Origin of the sequence: Streptomyces sp. NPDC050658 (assembly GCF_044457025.1) — a bacterium.
Taxonomy (GTDB): Bacteria; Actinomycetota; Actinomycetes; order Streptomycetales; family Streptomycetaceae; genus Streptomyces.
Window position 1 is genome coordinate 277,748 of sequence record NZ_JBITGM010000007.1, and the last position, 19,868, is coordinate 297,615.

Annotated in this window: 22 protein-coding genes; 8 read left to right on the forward strand and 14 right to left on the reverse strand. The window is 72.4% G+C overall.

The genetic code is table 11. From position 1 onward, the window contains the following. Positions 1-20: 20 nt before the first annotated feature. A complete protein-coding gene (locus ACIBKX_RS25230) occupies positions 21-704 on the forward strand; it encodes a hypothetical protein (RefSeq protein ID WP_363273161.1) in 684 nt (227 codons plus the stop codon). A gap of 9 nt (positions 705-713) precedes the next feature. Here ACIBKX_RS25230 and ACIBKX_RS25235 read toward each other — a convergent pair whose 3' ends face one another. Beyond that, positions 714-1,508, reverse strand: coding sequence for an EamA family transporter (locus ACIBKX_RS25235; RefSeq protein ID WP_363273162.1), 795 nt, complete (start codon positions 1,506-1,508; stop codon positions 714-716). Here ACIBKX_RS25235 and ACIBKX_RS25240 point away from each other — a divergent pair. Then, positions 1,495-1,713 carry a hypothetical protein gene (locus ACIBKX_RS25240; RefSeq protein ID WP_363273164.1) on the forward strand — a complete coding sequence of 73 codons (219 nt, stop codon included), beginning with the start codon at positions 1,495-1,497 and terminating at the stop codon, positions 1,711-1,713. The genes ACIBKX_RS25235 and ACIBKX_RS25240 overlap by 14 nt on opposite strands. Here ACIBKX_RS25240 and ACIBKX_RS25245 read toward each other — a convergent pair. The 5 genes from ACIBKX_RS25245 to ACIBKX_RS25265 form a co-directional block, all read right to left on the reverse strand. Beyond that, on the reverse strand, positions 1,695-2,069 hold the full coding sequence (locus ACIBKX_RS25245) for an N-acetyltransferase (protein WP_363273166.1): 375 nt from the start codon (positions 2,067-2,069) through the stop codon (positions 1,695-1,697). The two genes, ACIBKX_RS25240 and ACIBKX_RS25245, sit on opposite strands and share 19 nt — an antisense overlap. Before the next feature lie 91 nt (positions 2,070-2,160). Next, positions 2,161-2,871, reverse strand: a complete 711-nt coding sequence (locus ACIBKX_RS25250) for a C39 family peptidase (RefSeq protein ID WP_363273167.1) — start codon at positions 2,869-2,871, stop codon at positions 2,161-2,163. A 220-nt stretch (positions 2,872-3,091) separates the two neighbouring features. Continuing rightward, complete coding sequence (locus tag ACIBKX_RS25255) at positions 3,092-4,081, reverse strand: helix-turn-helix domain-containing protein (RefSeq protein WP_363273168.1); 990 nt, start codon at positions 4,079-4,081, stop codon at positions 3,092-3,094. Between the two features lie 41 nt (positions 4,082-4,122). Next, a complete protein-coding gene (locus ACIBKX_RS25260) occupies positions 4,123-5,070 on the reverse strand; it encodes a DUF5829 family protein (protein WP_363273169.1) in 948 nt (315 codons plus the stop codon). Between the two features lie 150 nt (positions 5,071-5,220). Continuing rightward, on the reverse strand, positions 5,221-5,817 hold the full coding sequence (locus ACIBKX_RS25265; RefSeq protein ID WP_363273170.1) for a TetR family transcriptional regulator: 597 nt from the start codon (positions 5,815-5,817) through the stop codon (positions 5,221-5,223). Between the two features lie 143 nt (positions 5,818-5,960). Here ACIBKX_RS25265 and ACIBKX_RS25270 point away from each other — a divergent pair, with 143 nt between their 5' ends. Genes ACIBKX_RS25270 through ACIBKX_RS25280 form a run of 3 tightly spaced genes read left to right on the forward strand, consistent with a single transcriptional unit; the run spans position 5,961 to position 7,521 of the window. Next, positions 5,961-7,163 carry an alkane 1-monooxygenase gene (locus ACIBKX_RS25270; RefSeq protein ID WP_363273171.1) on the forward strand — a complete coding sequence of 401 codons (1,203 nt, stop codon included), beginning with the start codon at positions 5,961-5,963 and terminating at the stop codon, positions 7,161-7,163. Further along, complete coding sequence (locus ACIBKX_RS25275; protein ID WP_363273172.1) at positions 7,160-7,330, forward strand: rubredoxin; 171 nt, start codon at positions 7,160-7,162, stop codon at positions 7,328-7,330. Before ACIBKX_RS25270 ends, ACIBKX_RS25275 begins: the two co-directional genes overlap by 4 nt. Next, positions 7,327-7,521 carry a rubredoxin gene (locus ACIBKX_RS25280; RefSeq protein WP_363273173.1) on the forward strand — a complete coding sequence of 65 codons (195 nt, stop codon included), beginning with the start codon at positions 7,327-7,329 and terminating at the stop codon, positions 7,519-7,521. Before ACIBKX_RS25275 ends, ACIBKX_RS25280 begins: the two co-directional genes overlap by 4 nt. Before the next feature lie 29 nt (positions 7,522-7,550). Here the strand turns inward: ACIBKX_RS25280 and ACIBKX_RS25285 are convergent, their stop codons facing one another. Continuing rightward, entirely contained in the window at positions 7,551-9,530 is a 1,980-nt protein-coding gene (locus ACIBKX_RS25285) for a BTAD domain-containing putative transcriptional regulator (RefSeq protein ID WP_363273174.1), read from the reverse strand. A 132-nt stretch (positions 9,531-9,662) separates the two neighbouring features. Here ACIBKX_RS25285 and ACIBKX_RS25290 point away from each other — a divergent pair, with 132 nt between their 5' ends. Next, positions 9,663-10,553 carry an alpha/beta hydrolase gene (locus ACIBKX_RS25290; RefSeq protein ID WP_363273175.1) on the forward strand — a complete coding sequence of 297 codons (891 nt, stop codon included), beginning with the start codon at positions 9,663-9,665 and terminating at the stop codon, positions 10,551-10,553. Between the two features lie 16 nt (positions 10,554-10,569). Here the strand turns inward: ACIBKX_RS25290 and ACIBKX_RS25295 are convergent, their stop codons facing one another. Both ACIBKX_RS25295 and ACIBKX_RS25300 read right to left on the reverse strand, forming a co-directional pair. Beyond that, positions 10,570-11,883, reverse strand: coding sequence for a phosphatase PAP2 family protein (locus ACIBKX_RS25295; protein WP_363273177.1), 1,314 nt, complete (start codon positions 11,881-11,883; stop codon positions 10,570-10,572). 164 nt (positions 11,884-12,047) lie between these two features. Further along, the gene (locus ACIBKX_RS25300) at positions 12,048-12,878 is read right to left on the reverse strand and encodes a LysR family transcriptional regulator (protein ID WP_363273178.1); all 831 of its coding nucleotides are present in this window, start codon (positions 12,876-12,878) and stop codon (positions 12,048-12,050) included. A gap of 209 nt (positions 12,879-13,087) precedes the next feature. On the opposite strand from ACIBKX_RS25300, the gene ACIBKX_RS25305 reads away from it, so the two are divergent. Both ACIBKX_RS25305 and ACIBKX_RS25310 read left to right on the forward strand, forming a co-directional pair. Next, entirely contained in the window at positions 13,088-13,975 is an 888-nt protein-coding gene (locus ACIBKX_RS25305) for an NAD(P)H-binding protein (protein WP_363273179.1), read from the forward strand. Positions 13,976-14,000: 25 nt separating this feature from the next. Further along, positions 14,001-14,828, forward strand: a complete 828-nt coding sequence (locus ACIBKX_RS25310) for a metallophosphoesterase (RefSeq protein ID WP_363273180.1) — start codon at positions 14,001-14,003, stop codon at positions 14,826-14,828. A gap of 35 nt (positions 14,829-14,863) precedes the next feature. Here the strand turns inward: ACIBKX_RS25310 and ACIBKX_RS25315 are convergent, their stop codons facing one another. The 5 genes from ACIBKX_RS25315 to ACIBKX_RS25335 all read right to left on the reverse strand — a co-directional run bounded on the left by ACIBKX_RS25315 (position 14,864) and on the right by ACIBKX_RS25335 (position 19,847). Then, entirely contained in the window at positions 14,864-15,610 is a 747-nt protein-coding gene (locus ACIBKX_RS25315; protein ID WP_363273181.1) for a cupin, read from the reverse strand. After that, complete coding sequence (locus ACIBKX_RS25320) at positions 15,604-16,527, reverse strand: PmoA family protein (protein WP_363273182.1); 924 nt, start codon at positions 16,525-16,527, stop codon at positions 15,604-15,606. Before ACIBKX_RS25320 ends, ACIBKX_RS25315 begins: the two co-directional genes overlap by 7 nt. Beyond that, positions 16,524-17,642 (reverse strand): Gfo/Idh/MocA family oxidoreductase, encoded by a 1,119-nt coding sequence (locus tag ACIBKX_RS25325; RefSeq protein ID WP_363273183.1) that lies wholly within the window; start codon positions 17,640-17,642, stop codon positions 16,524-16,526. The genes ACIBKX_RS25320 and ACIBKX_RS25325 overlap by 4 nt, the downstream gene beginning before the upstream one ends. A 147-nt stretch (positions 17,643-17,789) precedes the next feature. After that, positions 17,790-19,244: a glyceraldehyde-3-phosphate dehydrogenase gene (locus ACIBKX_RS25330; protein ID WP_363273184.1), complete on the reverse strand. Its 1,455-nt coding sequence runs from the start codon at positions 19,242-19,244 to the stop codon at positions 17,790-17,792. A 54-nt stretch (positions 19,245-19,298) separates the two neighbouring features. Further along, positions 19,299-19,847, reverse strand: coding sequence for an FABP family protein (locus ACIBKX_RS25335; protein WP_363273186.1), 549 nt, complete (start codon positions 19,845-19,847; stop codon positions 19,299-19,301). Between the last annotated feature and the right edge of the window lie 21 nt (positions 19,848-19,868).

The window sequence follows — 19,868 nt, forward strand, 5'->3', positions numbered from 1 at the left end:
GCGGATGCGAGACTGCCGTCATGACTCTGCGTCTCGTCTCCGTCATCGGGAGCAGCCCGGGTGTCGGCAAGTCGACCCTGTGCCGTGCGCTGGCCGAGTGGCTCGGTCGCGCCGGTGCGTCGGTCGACCACTTCGAGGAGCCGGAGATCCTCACGCGTCCGGCGTTCCGGCCCGTGGCCGAGGAGTTCGCGGGCGGGGCGGCGTCCGTGCGGCCCGCGACGCTGGTCGACTGCACGCGTGCGTACGTCGACGAGTCGCTCGCGGCGGGGCGGGACTATCTGGTGACGGACGCGCTGCTGCCGTTCGTCCCGTCGCTGGTCGCGTGGGGCCACGAAGAACCGGCCCTCGTCGGCATCGTCGCCGAGCTGGCCGCCGCCGTGGAGCCCGCCGAGGTCACGGTGGTCTATGTGCACGACGATCCGGCGGCGGCCCTGCGGCGCGCGGTCGAACGGGAGGGCGCCGACTGGGCGGACTGGTACGTGGGGAAGCTCGCCGCGTCGCCCGGTACCCGGACGGTCCGTGACCTCGATTCGGCCGCCGCGCACCTGCGCTTCGAGGCGGACCTCACCCGTCGGCTGCTCGCGGGGACGCCGTGGCGGGTGCTGACCGTGGACGCGGGGACGCTGGACGCCGAGGACGCGTCCGCCTTCGCCCGGCACCACCTGGCGGACGGGCTGGGCCTCACGGGGCTGCCGCGGCCCTGACCGACACCGTCAGCGGCTGCTCATCCGTACCGCTCCCGCGCCCGCCGCGACGACCATCGCGATCGCGCCGTACTGCGTCGCCGAGAGCCCTTGGCCGAGCACCAGATGGCCGGCGAGCGCGGCGACCGCCGGGGCGAGGCTCGTCAGGACGGCGAAGGTCGCCGCGGGCGGCCTGCGCCGGGCGAGCAGTTCCAGGGCGTACGGCACTCCCGAGCTCATCACGGCGATCGCGAGCCCCGGCCCGAGCACTCCCGGTTCGAGAAGCGTCCCGCCGGAAGAGCCGATGCCGGGCGGGAGGCTGACCAGAGTGGCGAAGGTCATCGCGATGGCCGGCCCGTCGAGCCGGGGACAGCGGGCCCCCGCACGGGCGTTGAGCAGGATGTACGCCGCCCACATCGCGCCGGCGCCGAGGGCGAAGGCCACGCCGGACGCGTTCAGGTCGCCGAGCCCGCCCCGGCCGAGGAGAGCGACCCCGGCCGGCGCGAGCCCGGCCCACAGCAGGCGGGCGGCGCGACGCGAGGCGACGACGGAGAGCAGCAGCGGTCCCAGCACTTCGAGGGTGACCGCCGGGCCGAGCGCGATCCGGTCGATCGCCTGGCGGGAGAGGATGTTCATGCCGCCGAGCGCCGCCCCGAACCCGGCGACCACCGCCCAGTCGCCGCGCGAGTACCCGCGCGGCCGGGGCCGGGTGATCACGAGCAGCGGCAGCGCGGCGAACGTCACCCGCAGCGCGACCGTCCCGAGCGCTCCGGCCCGGGGGAACAGCAGAGCTGCGAAGGCCGAGCCGCCGGTGGGGGTCTCCACCTCGGCCACCCCGAGCAACCACGTGCACCCCTCGCTGGTGCACCGGCCGCTGGCGGACGCTCCGGCCGTCCCCGTCCTCTGCGCCTGGCGCGAGGGCCCGGGGCATTCGGCCGCAGCGGACCTGCTCGCCCTGGCCCGCGAGGTGCTCGCGGCGGGCGACGCCGATGTGCTCCCCGCCCGTGCCCGCTACGACGAGGCGCCGTGATCCGCCATGTGCGGGCACCGCACACCGGTCGGCGGGAAGGCCAGCTCCGTCTCGTCCGTCATGGCGGCGAAGAAGCGCCGCCCGTCGGACGACTGCCGTGAGGTGGACCAGCTGTAGCCCGTGCGACCGGTGAGGGCGATGTGCAGGGCCCGGCGGGCCAGGCCCTGGCCCTGCCAGTGGGCGGCGACGGCGATGTTGCCGATGTAGCCGAGCCGGCAGGGATGGCAGACCTGGTAGTCGAGTCGGCCCACCGAGCGGAGGCAGCCGTCGAGCATGGTGACGGTCCGCGGCCCCGCGGGCAGCGCGGCGAAGGCGTCCTCGACGCGGACGGCGGCCTCCCTCGCCGGGCGGCTCACTCGGGTCCTCCGCTCCGGCCTCGGCCGGGCACGGCGTCGCTCATGCCCGGCACCCTAGCCACACTTCCACGGCCCCGTAGGCCTTCACCGGTTATGCCGCGTAACCCTTCGGCGGGATCAGGGAGGCGAGTTGGTCGAAGGAGAGCCAGTAGATCTGGTTGCCGCCGAAGGACGCCGGGTCGGCGATGAGGACCGTACGGTTCGCGTCGTCGTAACCGATGACCGTGAAGTAGTGGTAGATCGTCTGGTCCGGCGGGTAGCCGGGCGGCTGGTTGCCGGGCGGGGCGACGATGTTGGCGACGAGCGGGTAGTTGTTGTCGATGTCCAGGACGATGTCGCGCCACAGCAGGTCCTTCTGGGCCTGGTTGGGCGGGTCGTCCGGCATCTCCTTGGTCTCGTACCAGCCCGTGCCGAGGTTCGCGTTGAGTACGCCGGTCACCTGGCTGATGTGGTCCGTGCCCGCCTCGGTGGTACCGAGCTGGGCGGCCAGTGCGCCCTGGCTGGGCGGGGCGATGCGGGCGGAGAGCGCGATGCGGGTCGCGGCGGGCCCGCACCAGTAGCCGGTCTCCTGGACCTGGTAGTCGACCGGCAGGGTGTGCACGCCGGCCGTGCGTACGCCGTCGACGCTGATCCGGGTTCCGGGCTCGTTCTGGCCGCTGACGACCGCCGTGCCGGCCCGCGAGCCGTGGTCGAGCACCGACACCGGCCGGGGGTCCCCGGGCTCTGGCAGGGCGGCGGCCGGGGTGACGAGGGCGCCGACCGCCGCGACGGCCATGGCGCCGGCCGCAAGTCTCTTGCGCATGAGGGCTCCTGAGGTGGGGGGACGGTACCGGTACTGGGTCGCCGTTGCGTCCCCCGCCGCCCACGCGGCCGTCCGCCCGCCCCGCGCAGTCGCGTTCGACGGGGCAACTCCCTGCGCGGGGCCGTGTGTTGACGCACGACACGGAGGGGGGACGCGGGTGCGGCAACGCGGCCAGCTTCCCGGCAGGGCCATGCCAGGCGCAACGCATGGAAGTTCAGGCTTACGGCCCGCCGCGCCCGCAGCCGCGCAGCAGCGCACGCCCTTCGGCCGTCGCCACGTGGAAGGAACGCCCGCCCCTGCGGACGGTGGTCACCAGGCCCGCGGCGCGCAGCACCTTCATGTGCTGGCTGATCGCGGGGTGGGTGACCGACAGGAGCCGGGCGAGTTCGACCGTCGAGGAGCCGGTGCGGACGGCGGCGAGCACGGCGGCGCGGGTATGCCCGATGAGCGCCCCCAGGGCGTCGTCGCCGGGCCGGTCGGCGGGGGCGGGGTGGGTCCAGCCCGTCGCGTGGTCGATCGGATACACCAGGACCGGCGGCAGTTCGCCGTCGGCGAGGGTGACGGGAGTGGGCCAGCAGAAGAACGACGGCTGCAGCGTGAGCCCGCGGCCGTCCAGGTGCAGCTCCTGGTCCACCGGATAGTCGACCTCCAATACCGGTGGCTTCCAACGGAGTTGCGGCCCGAGACCGGCCAGGAGTCCCTCGGTCCCGCCGCCGAGGAGGCTGTGCAGCCTGCGCATGCGGTCGGCGTCGACCTGGGCGTGGATGCGCCGCCAGAAGGGCGCGAGCGCCTCCAGGTGGTACGTGTGCAGGGCGTGCCCCAGGCGGCGCAGCGCCGCGCCGTCACCGACCGCCAACGACTCGGTCCAGCGCGGCAGTCGGCGCGACGCGGCCACCAGGGCCAGATCGGCGCGCAGCCGTCTGCGGGGTGTGCGTACGAGGGTGTCGACGGCCGCCTGGAGCGTGTCGCGGTCGCCGTGCGCGGGCGTCAGGAAGTCCGGTGAGTTCCCGTGCGGCGGCAGCAGCGGCGACAGGAGCCGGCAGCTCTCCGAGAGACGTGGCCGCGCCCATCGCCGCCACTCGCCGAACTCCCGTGCGCCGTCGCGTCGTTGCAGCGTCTGTACGCTGTTGCTGATCTCCCACAGATGGTCGGGACCCGCGGCGACCCGCACCCGCGCGAGATCCTCGGACGTGAAGTGCACCCGCAACATGCCCTGCCGCTCCCCCCGCGCCCGCGCCGGCCGCCGCTCCGCTACTGCGGGGCGTCGAAGGTCCAGACGGCTCCGGCGCCCTTGCCGACCACCAGGGTGGAGCGGCCGATCCGCTCCTCGTGCCGGTAGTCCACGGACTTGTTGAGCGCGAAGGTGACCTGTCGCAGACCCGCCCGCTCGCGGGGAACCGCGTCGAGCTGGATCCTCGTTCCGCCGCGGGTCGCCACGACGCCCTTGCCCGTCTCGCGGACGACGAAACCGCCGGCCCGCAGCAGCGGCACCTGGTTGTCGATGTCGCGTGCGGTGACGGCGAGCCGGACGCCGGTCACGTCACGCATCAGGTGGTCCTGGTAGGCATCGGGCAGATAGCGCTCCCGACCCACGTCACCAGGGAAGTCGGCCGGTTCGGTGTTGCTGCGCGGGTCGGCGAAGTACTCCGGGCGGTACTCCATCGCCCAGGCGCTGAAGGCGTCGTACTGATCGGTGGTGAACACCGCATCGAACCACGGCACGGGCACGCCGTCGCCGAAGTCGCGCGTCTGGCGGAATTCGATCGGCTCGGTGACGCCGAGCTCCTTCAGCCGTTCCAGGACGGTAGGCCGGTCGCCCGCGCGCTCGGTGGAGACGCCCATACCGGTGGAGCCGAGAGTACCGGACTGGCCGGGCACATCGCCCACGCCGAAGAGTTCCAGGTAGGTCTCGCGGCCCATCAGATAGCGCCCGGTCCAGGTCTGTCCGTCGGACCCGGTCGTGGTGCGCACCTGGAAGTTCGCGAACTCCCTCAGGTAGTCGGAGTGTTCGATGGCGTCGGCGGTCTCCCGGTCGAGCACGCCGTACGCGTGGTTGTAGAAGAGGAGCTGCCGGCCGCCCGGCGGTTTGCCTTCCTCGGCCCGCGCCGTGCTCGTGCCGCCCCCGACCGTTCCGACGAGGGCGGCGGCGAGCGCCACGACGAAGACCACGACTGTGCGCGACATTCTCTGAAGCAGCATGCGGGCGATGGTAGGGCGGACAGAAACGCGGACGCCGTCAATCCGCCCGGTCCGAACAAAAACAACGAGAACAACGAGAACAACGAGCACGGCCAGCAGGACCAGAACGACGACCAGAACGACGACGAGAACGGGGAGAACGGGGAGAACTCAGCCCCGCCCCTCCGGATAGGCGATGCGGGTCGTGATGCGCGCGATCCGGACGGCGGACTCCTCCGGCGAGAGCGCGGGCTGCACGATATGACTGACCGTCAGGCGGACGATCGTCTCCACCGCGAGGCTGCGCGACGCGTCGTCGACCTCGGGCCAGGCGTCGATCGCGTACGCGTCGAGCATCGCCATCGCCGTGTCGAAGACGGGCTCGGGGCGGGTGGTGAGATAGGCGAGCAGATCGTCCTCGCCGCCGCGCGCCGCCAGCAGGATCGCCTTGATCAGCGGGTTGTCGACGGCCTGCTGAAGGGTGTAGCCGACGCCGGCCCGCGCGGCGCCCTCCAGATCGCCCGGATGGGCGTCGAGTTCGCGCTGGATGCCGAGCAGGAATCCCTCCAACTCGCGTTGTACGAGGGCCTTCCCGATGGCGTCCTTCGCCCCGAACTCGTTGTAGAGCGTCTGCCGGCTGACTCCGGCCGCGCGGGCGATTCCGGCCATGCTCAGCACGCCCCAGCCGTCCGCGGCCACGAGCGCGTAGGCGGCGTCGAGTACCTGTTCGCGCAGCAGGGATCGAACGTTTTCACGGAAGCGACTCATCGTGTCCCCACTCTAGCCACCCGGCCCCGGCCCGATTTGATCGATCGCCGCTCACCGTATTGACGGTCCGTCTAGCTGCTGTCAACTTGCTGGACAGTAACCGCGATAAGTGTCCATCCACATGACGGCGAGGAGGCCGTGTCATGGCCGTGCACAGCGATCCCGCGGCGGCGGACGCACCACCCTGGCGGGACCCCAAGCGCCATCTCTGGCTGCTCGGCCTGATCGTGCCCTCCTTCCCGTTCATTTCCTGGGGGTTGGTGGAGGCCACCGGGATCGGCGCGTTCTGGTGGACGGGCGTGATCCTGCTCTATGTGATCTTCCCGGTCGTCGACCAGCTCATCGGCAAGGACTCGGTCAACCCGCCGGACAGCGCGCTGGCCTGGCTGGAGCAGGACCGCTACTACCGCTGGTGCACCTACGCCTATCTGCCCGTGCAGTACGCCGGTCTCGTCCTCGGCTGCTGGCTGCTCACGGACGGCGGTCTGTCACTGGCGGGCAGGATCGGCCTGACGGTCACGCTCGGCGGCGTCGCGGGCATCGGCATCAACACCGCGCACGAACTGGGGCACAAGAAGGAGTCGGTGGAGCGCTGGCTCTCCCGGGCGGCACTCGCGCAGACCTGCTACGGGCACTTCTACATCGAGCACAACCGCGGCCACCACGTCCGCGTGGCCACCCCCGACGACCCGGCGAGCGCCCGGCTCGGCGAGAGCTTCTGGCGGTTCCTGCCGCGCACCGTCAGCGGCAGTCTCGCCTCGGCCTGGCGGCTCGAGAAGCGGCGGCTGGGCCGCTCGGGGAAGTCGCCGTGGACCCCGCGCAACGACATCCTCAACGCCTGGGCGATGTCGGTCGCCCTCTTCGGCGCCCTCGCGCTCGCCTTCGGGCCGGGCGTCCTGCCGTATCTGATCGGCCAGGCCGTGTTCGGCTTCTGCCTGCTCGAGGTCATCAACTACACCGAGCACTACGGCCTGTTGCGGCAGCGCACCGCGAGCGGCCGGTACGAGCGGTGCACCCCGCGGCACAGCTGGAACAGCGACAACGTCGCCACGAACATCTTCCTCTACCACCTCCAGCGGCACAGCGACCATCACGCCAACCCCACCCGCCGCTACCAGGCCCTGCGCCATTTCGACGACGCCCCCGAACTGCCCACCGGCTACGCGGGGATGATCGTCCTCGCCTACTTCCCGCCGCTGTGGCGCCGCGTCATGGACCACCGCGTGCTCGCCCACTACGGCGGCGACGTCACGCACGCCAACATCCAGCCCGCCAAGAGGCAGGCGCTGCTTGCCCGTTACGGCGCGACCGACCGGCCCGACGGCGCCTCCGGAGCCGCCGCGTGAGCCGCTACCGCTGCCCTTCGTGCGACTACGTGTACGACGAGACCGCCGGCCACCCCCGGGAGGGCTTCCCCGCCGGTACGCCCTGGAGCGGCGTACCCGACGACTGGTGCTGCCCCGACTGCGGCGTCCGCGAGAAGATCGACTTCGACCGCCTGGAGAGCCTGTGAGCACCGCGGAGCGTCCCGCGAGGAAGTGGCTGTGCCTGGTGTGCGGCTTCGTGTACGACGAGGCCGAGGGCTGGCCCGAGGAGGGCTTCCCGCCCGGCACCCGCTGGGAGGACATCCCCGACGACTGGTCCTGTCCGGACTGCGGCGCGGCCAAGGCCGACTTCGAGATGGCCGAGATCACCCACGCCTGACGCCCCCTACCTCGCCCCGAGCGCCCCGCTCAGCGCGTCCCCAGCGCCCCGCTCAGCGCGTCCAGGTGCCGCACCACTGGACCGAAGTCGACCAAACCGCTTCCCGCGCCCGCCAGTTCACCGGACGCGGGCTCCAACTGCGCGTACGCGCGCCGCATCAGCGCCCTGTCGTCCACCAGGATCGCGGCCTGCGCGAGGAGGCTCCAGAGCCCCTCGGACAGCAGGTCGCGCGGCGGCGGCGCGACGTCCGCGAGCGCGGCGCGGGCGGCCTCGACGTCACCTCGGGAGGCGAGCAGGAGGGGCCGCACCCAGGGTTCGTAGGGACCCCAGTCGGTCGCCGGGTCCATGCCCCCGACGAGGTCCCGCTCACCGTTCCGTACATACAGGCTCAGCCGGGCCAACGGCGGCAGACCGTGCGTCAGTCCGGGCATTCCGCAGCCTTCCAGTGCCGCAACGGCCTCTTCGTACGCGGATTCCGCCGCCCCCGGCGGCCGGGTCACGGCGGTGCGCAGCGCCCGGAACCACGTGGTGAACACGGACACGAGCGGGAGTTCGTGCCGTGCGGCGAGGTGGTCCGCCGCCGCCGCGTGCCCGTCGGCTCCGGGGAAGTCGGCCAGGGCGGACCGTGCCTGGAGGCGGATCAGATGGCCGAGCACCTCGTAGGTCACGAGGTCGTTGGGGGCGGCCAGGGACACCACCTCGGCGCCGATCGCGTCGCGCTCCGCCGCCAGCCCGGCCCGCCGGAAGGACTGCATGAACACGCCGTTCGACGCGAAGGCAAGGAGCGACGCGTCGTTCAGCTCCCGTGCGATCGCCTCCGCCTGCCGGGCCGCCTGGTACGCCCGTGCCGCGCCGCCCGGCAGCGGACCGCGGGACTCCACGGCGACGGTGGCGAGCAGCCGTGCGCGCGCCGGGTCGTGGCGTCCGGCGGGCAGCAGCCGCAGCGTCCGTTCCGCCGCGCCCACCAGCCACGCGGCCTGTTCCGGGTCGTCCGAGCGCGTCCAGATCGCCGGTACGTCGTAGATGCCGATGACGCGCGCCGTGAGCTCCGGATCGCCCAGCTGCTCGGCTGCCGCGACGGCGGCCACGCGGTGGCGTCGGGCGGCCTCGAGTCCGCCGCCGCCGGTCACGGCCAGGTCGCGCATCAGTCCGGCCGTGGACTCCAGACGGGTCCGTGCCCGTGCCGGGACCGTCTTCTCGTACGCCGCCGTCGCCTGCGCCCAGACCTGGTCCGCCGTACCGCCGGGCCCCGGATCCAGATGGGCGGCGTGCCGCAGCATGTCCGCCTCCAGGCGGTGCAGCCGCGGCCCCGGCTCCACGCCCAGGTGCTCGCCGAGGAGTTGCCGTGCGCGCCGGAGCACGGACAGCGCGTCCGCCTGGCGTCCCGAGCGGTAGAGCGCCGTCGCGAGCAGCTGCCAGGCGTCCTCGCGCCACGGGTGGTCCGCGACATGCGCATCGAGGTCCGGCACCGCCTCGGCCGCGGCGCCGAGGGCGATCCGGGCCTCGGCGCGGCGCTCGACGGCGTGCAGCCGGAGCCCGGTCAGGCGGGTGCGTTCCGCGCGGGCCCAGGGCGCGTCGGCGAAGTCGGCGTAGGCGGGGCCGCGCCATGCCGCGAGCGCGTCGGTGAGCCGCGCGACGAGCCGCGCCGGCGGCAGTTCGGCGGCGGATTCGACGGCCTGCTCGAACCGCCAGGCGTCCACGCCGTCCGGCGCCGCCCGCAGCGCGTAGCCCGGACCTTCGGTGACGAGGAGCCGGGCCGGCGCCCTGGGGGGCCGGTCGGGTTCGAGGGCGCGGCGCAGACCGGCGACGAACGTCCTGATGGTGCCGACCGCGTCCGCGGGCGGCTCCTCCCACAGGTCGTCCACGAGCCGGGACACCGGAACGACGTGCCGCCGCGCCACGACGAGCCGGGCGAGGACCGCCCGGTGCCGGGGCCCCTTGAGGGCGACGTCGGTCCCCGACCCGTCCCAGGCGACGACGGGGCCCAGGACCCCAAAGTCCACGCGCACGTCGCCGCCCGTCCTCTCCGTACCGCCGCCCCGGCCTCACTCTCGGCCTCAACGTACAGCGCGTTAATCGGCCGCTCATTCAGGCCCCGCAGGCTGGACCCGTCGAGTCACCCCAGCGAAACGAGCCCTCCCATGCACCCCGCCCCGCGTCCCGCCGTCGAAGGCTTCGAGTACCACCGCGTCCCGGTGGCCGAGGGCGTCACTCTCGCCGCTGCCGTCGGCGGCTCGGGACCGCCGGTCGTCCTGCTGCACGGCTTCCCGCAGACGCACCTCATGTGGCGCCATGTCGCCGCCGGTCTCGCGGCCGACCACACCGTCATCTGCCCCGACCTGCGCGGCTACGGAGACAGCGACAAGCCCGCGGCGGACGGCCCCGGCACCTATTCCAAGCGGACCATGGCACGCGACGTCGTCGCCCTCGCCGGGCGGCTCGGACACGAACGTTTCGCGCTGGCCGGGCACGACCGGGGCGCGCTGGTGGCCTTCCGCGCGGGCCTCGACCACCCCGCGGCGATCAGCCACCTGGCCTGTCTCGACGTCCTGCCCACCCTGGACATGTGGGAGGCGATGCACGGCACGACGGCGGCCGTCGGCTTCCACCTGTATCTGATGGCGCAGCCGCCCGGACTGCCCGAGCAGCTGATCGCCGCGAGCCCGGACGCGTTCTTCGGGCACTTCCTCGACGTGTGGGCCAAGGACCCCGGGGCCGTCCCCGCCGGCATCCGCGCCGCCTATCTGCGCGCCTGCCGGGAGGCCGTGCCCTCCGTCGTCGCGGACTTCCGGGCGTCGGCGGGCATCGACGTAGAACATGACCGGCACGATCGGGCCGGGGACAACCGGCTCGCCATGCCCGTGACCGTCCTTCAGCAGGACTGGGGCGCCGCGCTCGGCTTCGACGCGGCGGCCCTGTGGGGCGCGTGGGCGGGCGACCTCCGGCATGTGACCGTCCCGTACGGCCATTTCATGGCGGAGGAGGCGCCCGCCGACGTCACGAAGGCGCTGCGGGACCTGCTGGCGCGGTAGCCCGGAACGGCCGTCCTCACACGAGTTCGGCCGCCGGCTCCGGCTGCCGCTGGCCCGGCACGAACTTCTCGCCGTCCTCGTTCTTGGTGCTCCGCATATAGCCGTAGACCACCGAGGCCGTCGCCAGAATGAGCAGCGGACCGAACACCCACGGGTACGTGGCCATTTCCACCGACAGATAGCGGGACGACAGCAGGAACGCGGCGAAGACCACGGTGCCGTAGACGACCAGGCGGACATGCGACGTGTCCCAGCCGCGGTCCATCGCGCGCAGCGCGGCGTCGATCGTCACCGCGAACACCACACCGGCGATGATGTCCACGCCGTAGTGGTAGCCGAAGCCCAGCGTCGCGCCGAGCGTGGCGAGCAGCCACAGCGCGCCCGCGATCCGCAGACCGCGCGGGCCCTTGCGGGAGTGGATGAAGATCGTCGTCGCCCATGCCGTGTGCAGGCTGGGCATGCAGTTGCGGGGCGTGAGGTCGTCGTACGGCATCGACTGCGGGCTGCCGATCTGCGGTGGCGTGTGCGGCCACAGGTCGGCCACCGCCCACTGCAGACCGCCGGTGCCGGAGGCTCCGGGACCGTAGGCGAAGATCGGGCCCACCACCGGGTAGATCATGTAGATGGCCGGGCCGAGCAGGCCGATGACCAGGAAGGTCCGCACCAGGTGGTGGCCCGGGAAGCGGCGGTCTCGGGCCACGTTGCGCAGCTGGTACACGGCGACGGCGACCGCGGCCACCGCGAGCTGGATGTAGACCCAGTCCAGGAGGTGGTTGCCGATCGGGCCGGTGGCCTCGACCACCTTTCCGACGACCCACGACGGGTTGCCCAGCGCGTGATCGGCCGTCGCCACGTACTGGTCGAGCACGGTCGGGCGGGTCTTCCACGTGATGAGCAGCCAGGCGTCACCGGTCTTGCGTCCCGCGACGAGCAGCAGGCCGAGCCCGACGCCCTTCAGGAGCAGGACGCGTTCGGCCCCGGTGCGGCGCGTGACGGCTATGACGGCACAGCCCAGAATCACCCACAGCGCGCCGTTGCCGAACATCATCTTGGCGTCGACGGCCCACCGTACGAGGAAGAAGACGATGTCGATGCCGACCGCGAAGCCGATCGCGATAAAGCGCTCCCGCCAGGTGAGCACCACCATCATCAGCGCCATGCTGGCGTAGAGCAGCGGCCCCGACTTGGGGGCGAAGATCACCTCGCGCGCCTGGTTGGTGAGCGGCCCCGCGACGCCGTAGTGGCGCACGGTGATCTCCAGCGCGACGAGGAATCCGAGGGCCACGACACTCGCCGTGGCCCACAGGATCACCCGTGGCTTACGCAGCACTGTGAAGTCAATTCCGCCGTTCTTTCGCGAAAACAACCGCTTTGATATAGGTATCAATTGTTTGGCCGATTTGTTAGTCGTTAGTCAGTTGGCTGGCTGTTCGTGCCGAATATCGGGGTTTCCCGGTGAACGGCGGGTGATCAGGGCAGTCGTCATAAGTTCGATCATGTTAACGGAGTGGCAACAGAAACGGCGGTGCGGACGAGGGCCCCGGTGGCCGTCGAGCGGGACCGCTGGGGCCATGCGACGACGAGGGCGGCGGGTGGCGCGTCGTTGACCGGCCGGTAGACGACTCCGGGCCGGGGGTAGCGGGCGGCGACGGATGCGGGCAGCAAGGGGGTCACCTCGCCGAGGGCGACGAGCGTGAGGAGTTGGGCGAGGTCGCGGCCCGCGCCGCGCGTCTCTTCGAGGAATCGGTGTACGTCGCCGGGGCGCAGCCCGAGGTCGGCGAGGGCCGGTGAGTCCTTGGCGGCGAGCGGGTGCGCGGCGGCGAGGGCCACCACGCGGGGCTCGGCGAGCAGCGTCTCGGTGTCCAGGCCAGTGCGGTCGAAGGGCTCGTAAGCCAGGGCGACGTCGGCCTCGCCCTGCCTCAGCAGCCGCGGCAGTTCGCTCCAGCCGCAGAGCCGGACGACGACCGGCGGCGCGTCCGGTTCGGCGGCGTGGCGGGCCAGGATCGGCTCCAGGAGGCCGGCGTCCCCGTCCGCCTTCACGGCGAGGACCAGCTTCGGCTCGGCAGAGGCCGCGCGCTGGGTCCGCCGCCCCGCGGCCAGCAGGGCGTCCAGGGCGATCCTGGCCTCCGCAAGAAGCACCGTCCCCGCGTGCGTCAGCGTCACGCTGTGCGTGGTGCGCTCGAAGAGGGTGACGCCCAGCTCCCGCTCCAGCTGCCGGATCGCCCGGGACAGGGGCGGCGGGGAGATACCGAGGCGCTCGGCGGCGCGGGCGAAGTTGAGCTCTTCGGCGACGGCCACGAAATAGCGCAGCGAACGGGATTCCATGTGCTTCCCCCTGGTACGTCCTCGTCCGTCACAAACCGGTACGCCCCCCGGAACGCCCCGTACCGCACGATCACCCGTTCGGTATTGCCCTGAGGGTAACAACCGGGAGCCGATCGATCCTTCAGTTCCGCCGCGCCCGGCGGCAGGCTCGACGGCATCCACCGACACCGGGGCATCGCCCGATGCCTTCCTCTCCCCTGGAGTTGTGCATGATCGTCGTCACGACGCCCACCGGCCAGATCGGCCGACAGCTGCTGGACCGGCTCCTCGACGCCGCCGCTCCCACGTCAATCCGGGTGATCGCCCGTGACCCGGCGCGCCTCTCCGCGCGGATACGCGAACGCGTGGAGGTGATCCGGGGTTCGCACGCCGACCCCGCCGTCCTGAAGGAGGCGTGCGCGGGCGCCGACCGGCTGTTCTGGCTTGTGCCCCCGACGCCGGGGGCGGACAGCGTCGAAGGTCACTTCCGAGCGTTCACCGATCCTGTGTGCGAGGTGATCGCGGGCCAGGGCGTGCAGCGGGTGGTCCACGTCTCGACCCTGGGCCGCGGCGTCGCCCGGAACGCCGGGCCGATCTCGGCGTCCCTCGCCGTGGACGAGGCGATCACCGCCACGGGCGTGCACTTCCGGGCGCTGTGTCCGCCGTTCCTGATGGAGAACCTGCTGGGCCAGGCCGCGTCGCTCCGCGAGGCGGGCACCCTCTCCCTCGCCCTGGCACCGGACCGCGTCCTGCGCACCTGCGCCACCGCCGACATCGCCGCCGAGGCCGCCCGCCTGCTGCTCGACGGCTCCTGGACCGGCCAGGCGGACGTCCCGCTGATCGGCCCCGACGCCCTCTCCCCCGAGGGCATGGCGGGCGTCCTGTCCGAGGTGCTCGACCGTCCGGTGCGGCTCCGGCGTACGACCAGCGAGGAGTACCGGGCGACGATGGTGCGCTTCGGGGCGAGCGAGGCCTGGGCGCGGGGTCTCGCCGACATGACGGACTCCCTCGACGACCGGGGCTATTACGGTGCCGCGGCTCCCAGCACCCCCGAGACCGCGCCCACGGGATTCCGGCAGTGGTGCGAGGAGGTGCTCAGGCCGGCCGTACTCGGCTAGCTCGACAGGCCTCTACCGTTCGGGCATGACCGCAGCCATCGCACACCTCAGCGACCCGCACCTCACGACCGGCCCCCTGTCCGGCGATCCCGCCACCGGGCTGCACCGGGCACTCGGCCGGGTGCTCGCGCTCGACCCCCGGCCCGACTGTGTGGTGATCACCGGCGATCTGGTGGATCAGGGCCATCCACAGGAGTATCGCGCCCTGCACGAGGTGATCCGCCGCTTCCCGCTGCCCCTGAAGCTGGTGGCGGGCAACCACGACGAACCCGACGCGCTCCTGGCCGAGTTCGCCGGAACCCGCTTCCTCGGCGGCGACAGCCGCGGCGCTGACGGCGGGGGTGACGGCGGGGGTGACGGCGGCAAGGAGACCCACTACACCGTGGACTTCCCCGCGTTCACCCTCGTCGTCCTGGACTCGAAGGTGCCCCGCTTTGGCGGCGGCCGCCTCGGGGCGGCGCAGTTGGCGTGGCTCGACGACGTCCTGTCCCGCCGCCCGGCGGTCCCGGCAATCGTCTGTCTGCACCATCCGCCGATCGCCGTCGGCATCCCCTTCCTGGACGGGATGCGCCTCGAGGACGGCAAGGAGCTGGGCCGGGTGCTCGCCCGGCACGGCCACGTGGCCCGCGTCCTCGCGGGCCACGTGCACCGGCCCGTCGTCGCCGCCTTCGCCGGCAGCACCCTGGCCGTCGCCCCCAGCACCCATCTCCAGAGCGGCCTGGCACTGCGCGACGGCGTCCCCAACTACCTCCCGGAACCGACCGCGTTCCTCCTCCACCTCGACACCGGCGACTCCTGGGTCACGCACACCGTGCCCGTCAGCCACGCCGCCGCACCGGTCGGCGGCTTCTGACGCACCGCCCCGCGCCGGTTCGTCGGGCGCTGCGGCTACTCACCTCCGTACGGCAGCGTGGTGCCCGGCAGTTCGTACTCGTCACGGCGGCCGCACATGCCGTATCCACCGTGCCGTGAGGGCGTGGTGTCGTACGAGGCCGCTTCGGCGAGGTAGTCGGGGCGGCCCGTCTCCAGGGCGTCCAGCTGGGCGCCGGTGCGCTCGGCGGTGGCCAGCGCGCCCGCCCGCCACAGGTCCCGCCAGCGGGCGACCTTGTCCCGGACCAGGCGGGCGGCGGCCCGCTGGAACTCCAGGTAGGGGCCGTTGTCCCCGGCCCGGAGCGCTTCGCGCAGCGGCAGGTATCCCTCGACGGCCAGGTCGCGGCGTCTGCGGGCGGCGGCCTCCGCCTCCGGGCCCGTCTTCGCGGGGAGCCGCGCCGCGGCGGCGTACCGCTCGGGATCGGCGAGCACGTCGGGCGGGAAGGTGAAGACGGCGTCGCCCGCCTCGGGCAGTCCGCTGTTCTGCATCAGCACGGTGATCCGCAGATCGCCGCCCTGCACCATCCGGTGCACGGTGCCGGGTGTGAACCAGGCCACCGAGCCCGCCGCCAGGGGTACTTCGCGGTAGCCGTCGGGGCCGAGGGTCTGGACGGCACCACGGCCGCCGGTGACGACGTATGCCTCCGTGCACACCAGGTGCAGATGGGGGCTGCCGCCGCAGACCCCGTCGGCGGCCTCCCATGCGTAGGCGGTCAGGTGCGAGAGGCCGACGGCGCCGGGCAGCGGATGCGGGAGGCTCACCATGACAGTCCCTTCAGATGGGTGCCGACGCGGTCGCGGTCCCAGGCTCCGTCCGCGACCAGGACGCGGTAGCGGTAGCCGAAGGACGCGCCGGGCGCCAGCTCGAACTCCTCGTGGAACGCCCAGGAGAACGCGACGGTGGGGATGGGTTCGGAGCGTACGAACCAGTGCGACGCGTGGATCGCGTGCGCCGGGTCGAGGTTCTCGGGGGCGTGCGCGAAGACGAGCGTGGAGTGCGCGTCGACGCCGTCGTGCTCAGAGGTGAAGGCGAGCCAGGGTCCCTGAGTGCCCATCAGCTCGGCGGCTCCCTCGGCTCCCTCGGGACCGAACACAGCACCGCCCGTGAAGTCGCGCGGTCCGCGCCAGTGCAGTCCCGTGTATCCGGCCATGGCGCGGCCCGCCGTGGTCGGCGAGCCGAAGCGCAGGGCTTCACCACGGGTGTTGGTCAGCTCGATCGACCAGTCGAGGGCGTAGGAGCCGGCTTCTTCGTCGACCGAGTGGACGGTGATGCCGCGCCGCTCCCAGGCCCACTCCTCTCCCCCGTTCCCGGTCCAGGTGAGGTCTTCGGCGAGGGTGAGGCGGTCCTCCTGGACGTCGAGCGCGGGGAAGCCGTCGTGCCGCATGGAGCCGACCCGGTCCGGCAGGCGCCGGTAACCCTCGCCGTGGACATAGGAGTTGCCGCCCCAGAAGTTCTGCCCCGACAGATGGCTCGCGGTCATCTGGAGGCCCTTGTGCCAGCGGTGGTCGCTGGGGCGGTAGCCGGAGACCCGGTGTCCGGCGAGGGTGCGCATCGGGTGGAGGTAGGGCTTGCGGGCCTCGAAGGGGTCCGGGTCGGGCTTGTAGACGTAGCCGAGCAGTTCGACGCCGCCCGAGCCGACCGTGATCCGCTCGCCGTGGGTGTGGGTGACCTGGAGCGTCATCGGCGGGGGCTCCAGTCGGGGTGGCCGCCGTGCATGGCCGAGTGGTAGGGGTCGCCGTCGGTGATCTCGCCCGCGCACACCGGGCGGCCGGTGAACGCCGACTTGTAGAGCGCGGCGGCGAATTCGAGGGTGCGGCGGGCGTCGGGGCCGCTGCCCGGTGGCCGCACTCCCCGCCCGTACGCGTCGAGGAGCGCGCCGAGCTGCGCGGCGTGCGAGCTGGGCACGTCGGCGGCCGGGGTGCGCCAGGCGGCGGCGCGCGCGGCGTCGACGTGCGGGGCCGGGGTGTAGACCCAGTCGTCGTCGGAGTACCCGTAGAGATGGGTGAGTTCGACCGTTGCGTCGGCGCAGTCGACGCGGATGCGGCTGACCTCGTCCGGGGAGAGCACACTGTTGACGACGGTGGCGAGCGCGCCGCTCTCGAAGCGCACCAGGGCCGTCGAGACGTCCTCGCTCTCCGTGTCATGGACGAGACGGGCGGCCATGGCGCGTATCTCGGTCCAGTCGCCGAGCAGATGGAGCAGCAGGTCGAACTGGTGGATGCCGTGCCCCATGGTGGGCCCGCCGCCCTCGCTCGCCCAGCGGCCGCGCCACGGGACCGCGTAGTAGTCGCTGTCACGGTGCCAGGTGGTCTGGCAGTGGGCGACGCGCGGCGTACCGAGTTCACCGCCCGCGATCAGCCGGCGGGCGTGCACGGCGCCGGAGCCGTAGCGGTGCTGGAAGACCACCGAGGCGTACGCCCCCGATGCCTCCTCGGCGGCGGCGATCTCGTCGTACTCGGCGAGCGAGAGGCACAGCGGCTTCTCGCACAGCACCCAGGCGCCCGCCTTCAGGGCGGCCACGGTCTGCGCCCGGTGCAGGGCCGGCGGCGTACCGATCAGGACCAGGTCGGGGCGGACGGCGTCGAGCATCGCGTCGAGGTCGGCGTACCCCTCGACGTGCATGTCCAGGGCGCGCGCCCGGGCGCGGAACACGTCGAGCCGGGCGGGGTCGACATCGACGGCGGCTCTCAGCTCGATCCGGGCGGCGTGGGCGCGCAGGGCGGGCAGATGGGCGCCGGTGACGATGCCGCCGGTACCGACGACGGCGGCACGCAGGTGGGCGGGGGTGGCGGACATCCGGTCTCCTCGGCCTTGGAGAGCGCCCTAGAAAGCGCTTGCACTGCCAGCGACCCTAGGCGCGGCGCGGGCCGGACGTCCGGGAAACGACCGATCCGGTGCCCCGCAGCAGCGCGGGACACCGGATCGGATGGTGCTTCGGGGAGATCAGACCGCCGTCGCCGGGTAGGTCGGGTACTCCACGCCGGAGACGTGCTGGACGACCCGGATCACCTGGCACGAGTAGCCGAACTCGTTGTCGTACCAGAGGTAGAGGATCGCGTTGTCGCCGTCGACCTTGGTGGCGCCCGCGTCGACGATCGAGGAGTGGCGCGAGCCGACGAAGTCCATGGAGACGGCGTCGGGCGCGGTGGTGAAGTCGATCTGGCGCTTCAGCGGCGAGTGCAGCGAGACGTCGCGGAGGTACTCGAGGACCTCGTCGCGGTTGGTCTCACGGCCCAGGCGCAGGCTCAGGATCGCGATCGAGACGTCCGGCACGGGCACGCGGATCGAGCTGCCGGTGATCGGCGCCTTGAGGTCGGGCAGCGCCTTGGCGACGGCCGAGGCGGCACCGGTCTCGGTGATGACCATGTTGAGCGGCGCGGAACGGCCGCGGCGGTCGGCCTTGTGGTAGTTGTCCAGGAGGTTCTGGTCGTTCGTGAACGAGTGGACGGTCTCCACGTGGCCGCGCAGCACGCCGTACTCGTCGGCCATCGCCTTCAGCGGCGGGACGATCGCGTTGGTGGTGCAGGAGGCGCAGGACAGGATCTGCTCGTCCGGCTTGATCGTGTCGTGGTTGACGCCGTGCACGATGTTCGGGACGTCGCCCTTGCCGGGAGCCGTCAGGACGACCTTGTCGATACCGGGGCGCAGGTGCTTGGACAGGCCCTCGCGGTCGCGCCACTTGCCGGTGTTGTCGATCAGGATGGCGTCCTTGATGCCGTACGCCGTGTAGTCGACCTCGGAGGGGTCGTTGGCGTAGATCACCTTGATCGCGTTGCCGTTGGCGACGATCGTGCTGTTCGCCTCGTCCACGGTGATGGTGCCCTGGAACTGGCCGTGGATCGAGTCGCGGCGCAGCAGCGAGGCACGCTTCACGATGTCCTCGGCGGCCCGGTCGCCCCCGCCGCGGACGACGATCGCGCGCAGGCGCAGACCGTTGCCGGAGCCGGCCTTCTCGATGAGGAGGCGGGCGACGAGGCGGCCGATGCGGCCGAAGCCGTAGAGGACGACGTCGCGTCCCTCGCGGCACTCGATCTTGTTGGCGCCCGTGGCACCGGCGACGGCCTCGGCGGTGAACTCCTGCACCGAGAGTCCGCGGTCGTCCTTGCGGTGCTTCTCGGCGAGGATGCCGATGTCGATCTGGGACGGGCCCAGGTCGAGCGTGGTGAGCGCCTGCAGGAACGGCAGGGTCTCGGTGATCGAAAGTTCCTCACCGGCGATCTGCCGGGCGAATCGGTGCGTCTTCAGGATGCTGACCACCGACTTGTTCACCAAGGAGCGGCTGTGCAGCAGGATTGTCACATCCCGCTCGCGGTGCAGCTTCCCGATGATCGGGATCATCGACTCCGCGATCTCCTCGCGGTGCTTCCAGTTGGTGAACGAGTCGTCATTGACAGTCACAGGTTTATCTTTCGAGCTAGGCGGCGCTCATATGCTAACCCCTAGTCACTTTGATCATCCAATGGGGGCCGGTCGCAGCCGTGCCGAGAGGTGGTGCTGGAGCGGCTGGCCCACCGCCGCGAGGTCGTGCAGGAAGCGGAGCGTGCCGTCCTCGGCGAGGGTGTAGCGGCGGCGTGTGGCATCGACCACCTTGGCGGTGGGGGTGCGGGCCACTTCCTGGGTCGCGAGGTCGACGGCGTTGCCGGCCGCGTGGCCGACGGAGATCTCCGCGATGCCGGTGGGCTGGGTGATCAGCGCCTCCACGCGCCCGTCGGGCTGCAGCCGCCACCAGCCGCTCTCGCGCGCGGAGGGGCGCAGCGGGGCGCCGTCGGCGTCGAGCAGCCAGGCACGGGCCTCGTAGTGCAGGAAGGGGCGGCCGTCGTGGCTGAAGGTGACCTCCTGCGCATAGGCGAAGTTCTCGGCGAGCGTCGGGTACTCCCCCTCGCCCCGGCCGCGCCAGGTCCCCAGGAGGCCGAGGACGGGCGCGAGGAGGGGGTGCGGGGCGGGTGTCTCGTCCGGGGTGTGGGCGTCGGGGTAGGGGTGGCGGGGTGCTGCGTCGGTCACGGGGTGTGCTCCTGAGGTCGG

Coding starts and splice junctions, on each gene's coding strand:
- ACIBKX_RS25290 (WP_363273175.1), top strand. CDS start 9,663: ATGCACCCCGCCCCGCGTCCCGCCGTCGAAGGCTTCGAGTACCACCGC.
- ACIBKX_RS25325 (WP_363273183.1), bottom strand. CDS start 17,642: ATGTCCGCCACCCCCGCCCACCTGCGTGCCGCCGTCGTCGGTACCGGC.
- ACIBKX_RS25260 (WP_363273169.1), bottom strand. CDS start 5,070: ATGCTGCTTCAGAGAATGTCGCGCACAGTCGTGGTCTTCGTCGTGGCG.
- ACIBKX_RS25265 (WP_363273170.1), bottom strand. CDS start 5,817: ATGAGTCGCTTCCGTGAAAACGTTCGATCCCTGCTGCGCGAACAGGTA.
- ACIBKX_RS25320 (WP_363273182.1), bottom strand. CDS start 16,527: ATGACGCTCCAGGTCACCCACACCCACGGCGAGCGGATCACGGTCGGC.
- ACIBKX_RS25230 (WP_363273161.1), top strand. CDS start 21: ATGACTCTGCGTCTCGTCTCCGTCATCGGGAGCAGCCCGGGTGTCGGC.
- ACIBKX_RS25300 (WP_363273178.1), bottom strand. CDS start 12,878: ATGGAATCCCGTTCGCTGCGCTATTTCGTGGCCGTCGCCGAAGAGCTC.
- ACIBKX_RS25255 (WP_363273168.1), bottom strand. CDS start 4,081: ATGTTGCGGGTGCACTTCACGTCCGAGGATCTCGCGCGGGTGCGGGTC.
- ACIBKX_RS25310 (WP_363273180.1), top strand. CDS start 14,001: ATGACCGCAGCCATCGCACACCTCAGCGACCCGCACCTCACGACCGGC.
- ACIBKX_RS25315 (WP_363273181.1), bottom strand. CDS start 15,610: ATGGTGAGCCTCCCGCATCCGCTGCCCGGCGCCGTCGGCCTCTCGCAC.
- ACIBKX_RS25305 (WP_363273179.1), top strand. CDS start 13,088: ATGATCGTCGTCACGACGCCCACCGGCCAGATCGGCCGACAGCTGCTG.
- ACIBKX_RS25270 (WP_363273171.1), top strand. CDS start 5,961: ATGGCCGTGCACAGCGATCCCGCGGCGGCGGACGCACCACCCTGGCGG.
- ACIBKX_RS25250 (WP_363273167.1), bottom strand. CDS start 2,871: ATGCGCAAGAGACTTGCGGCCGGCGCCATGGCCGTCGCGGCGGTCGGC.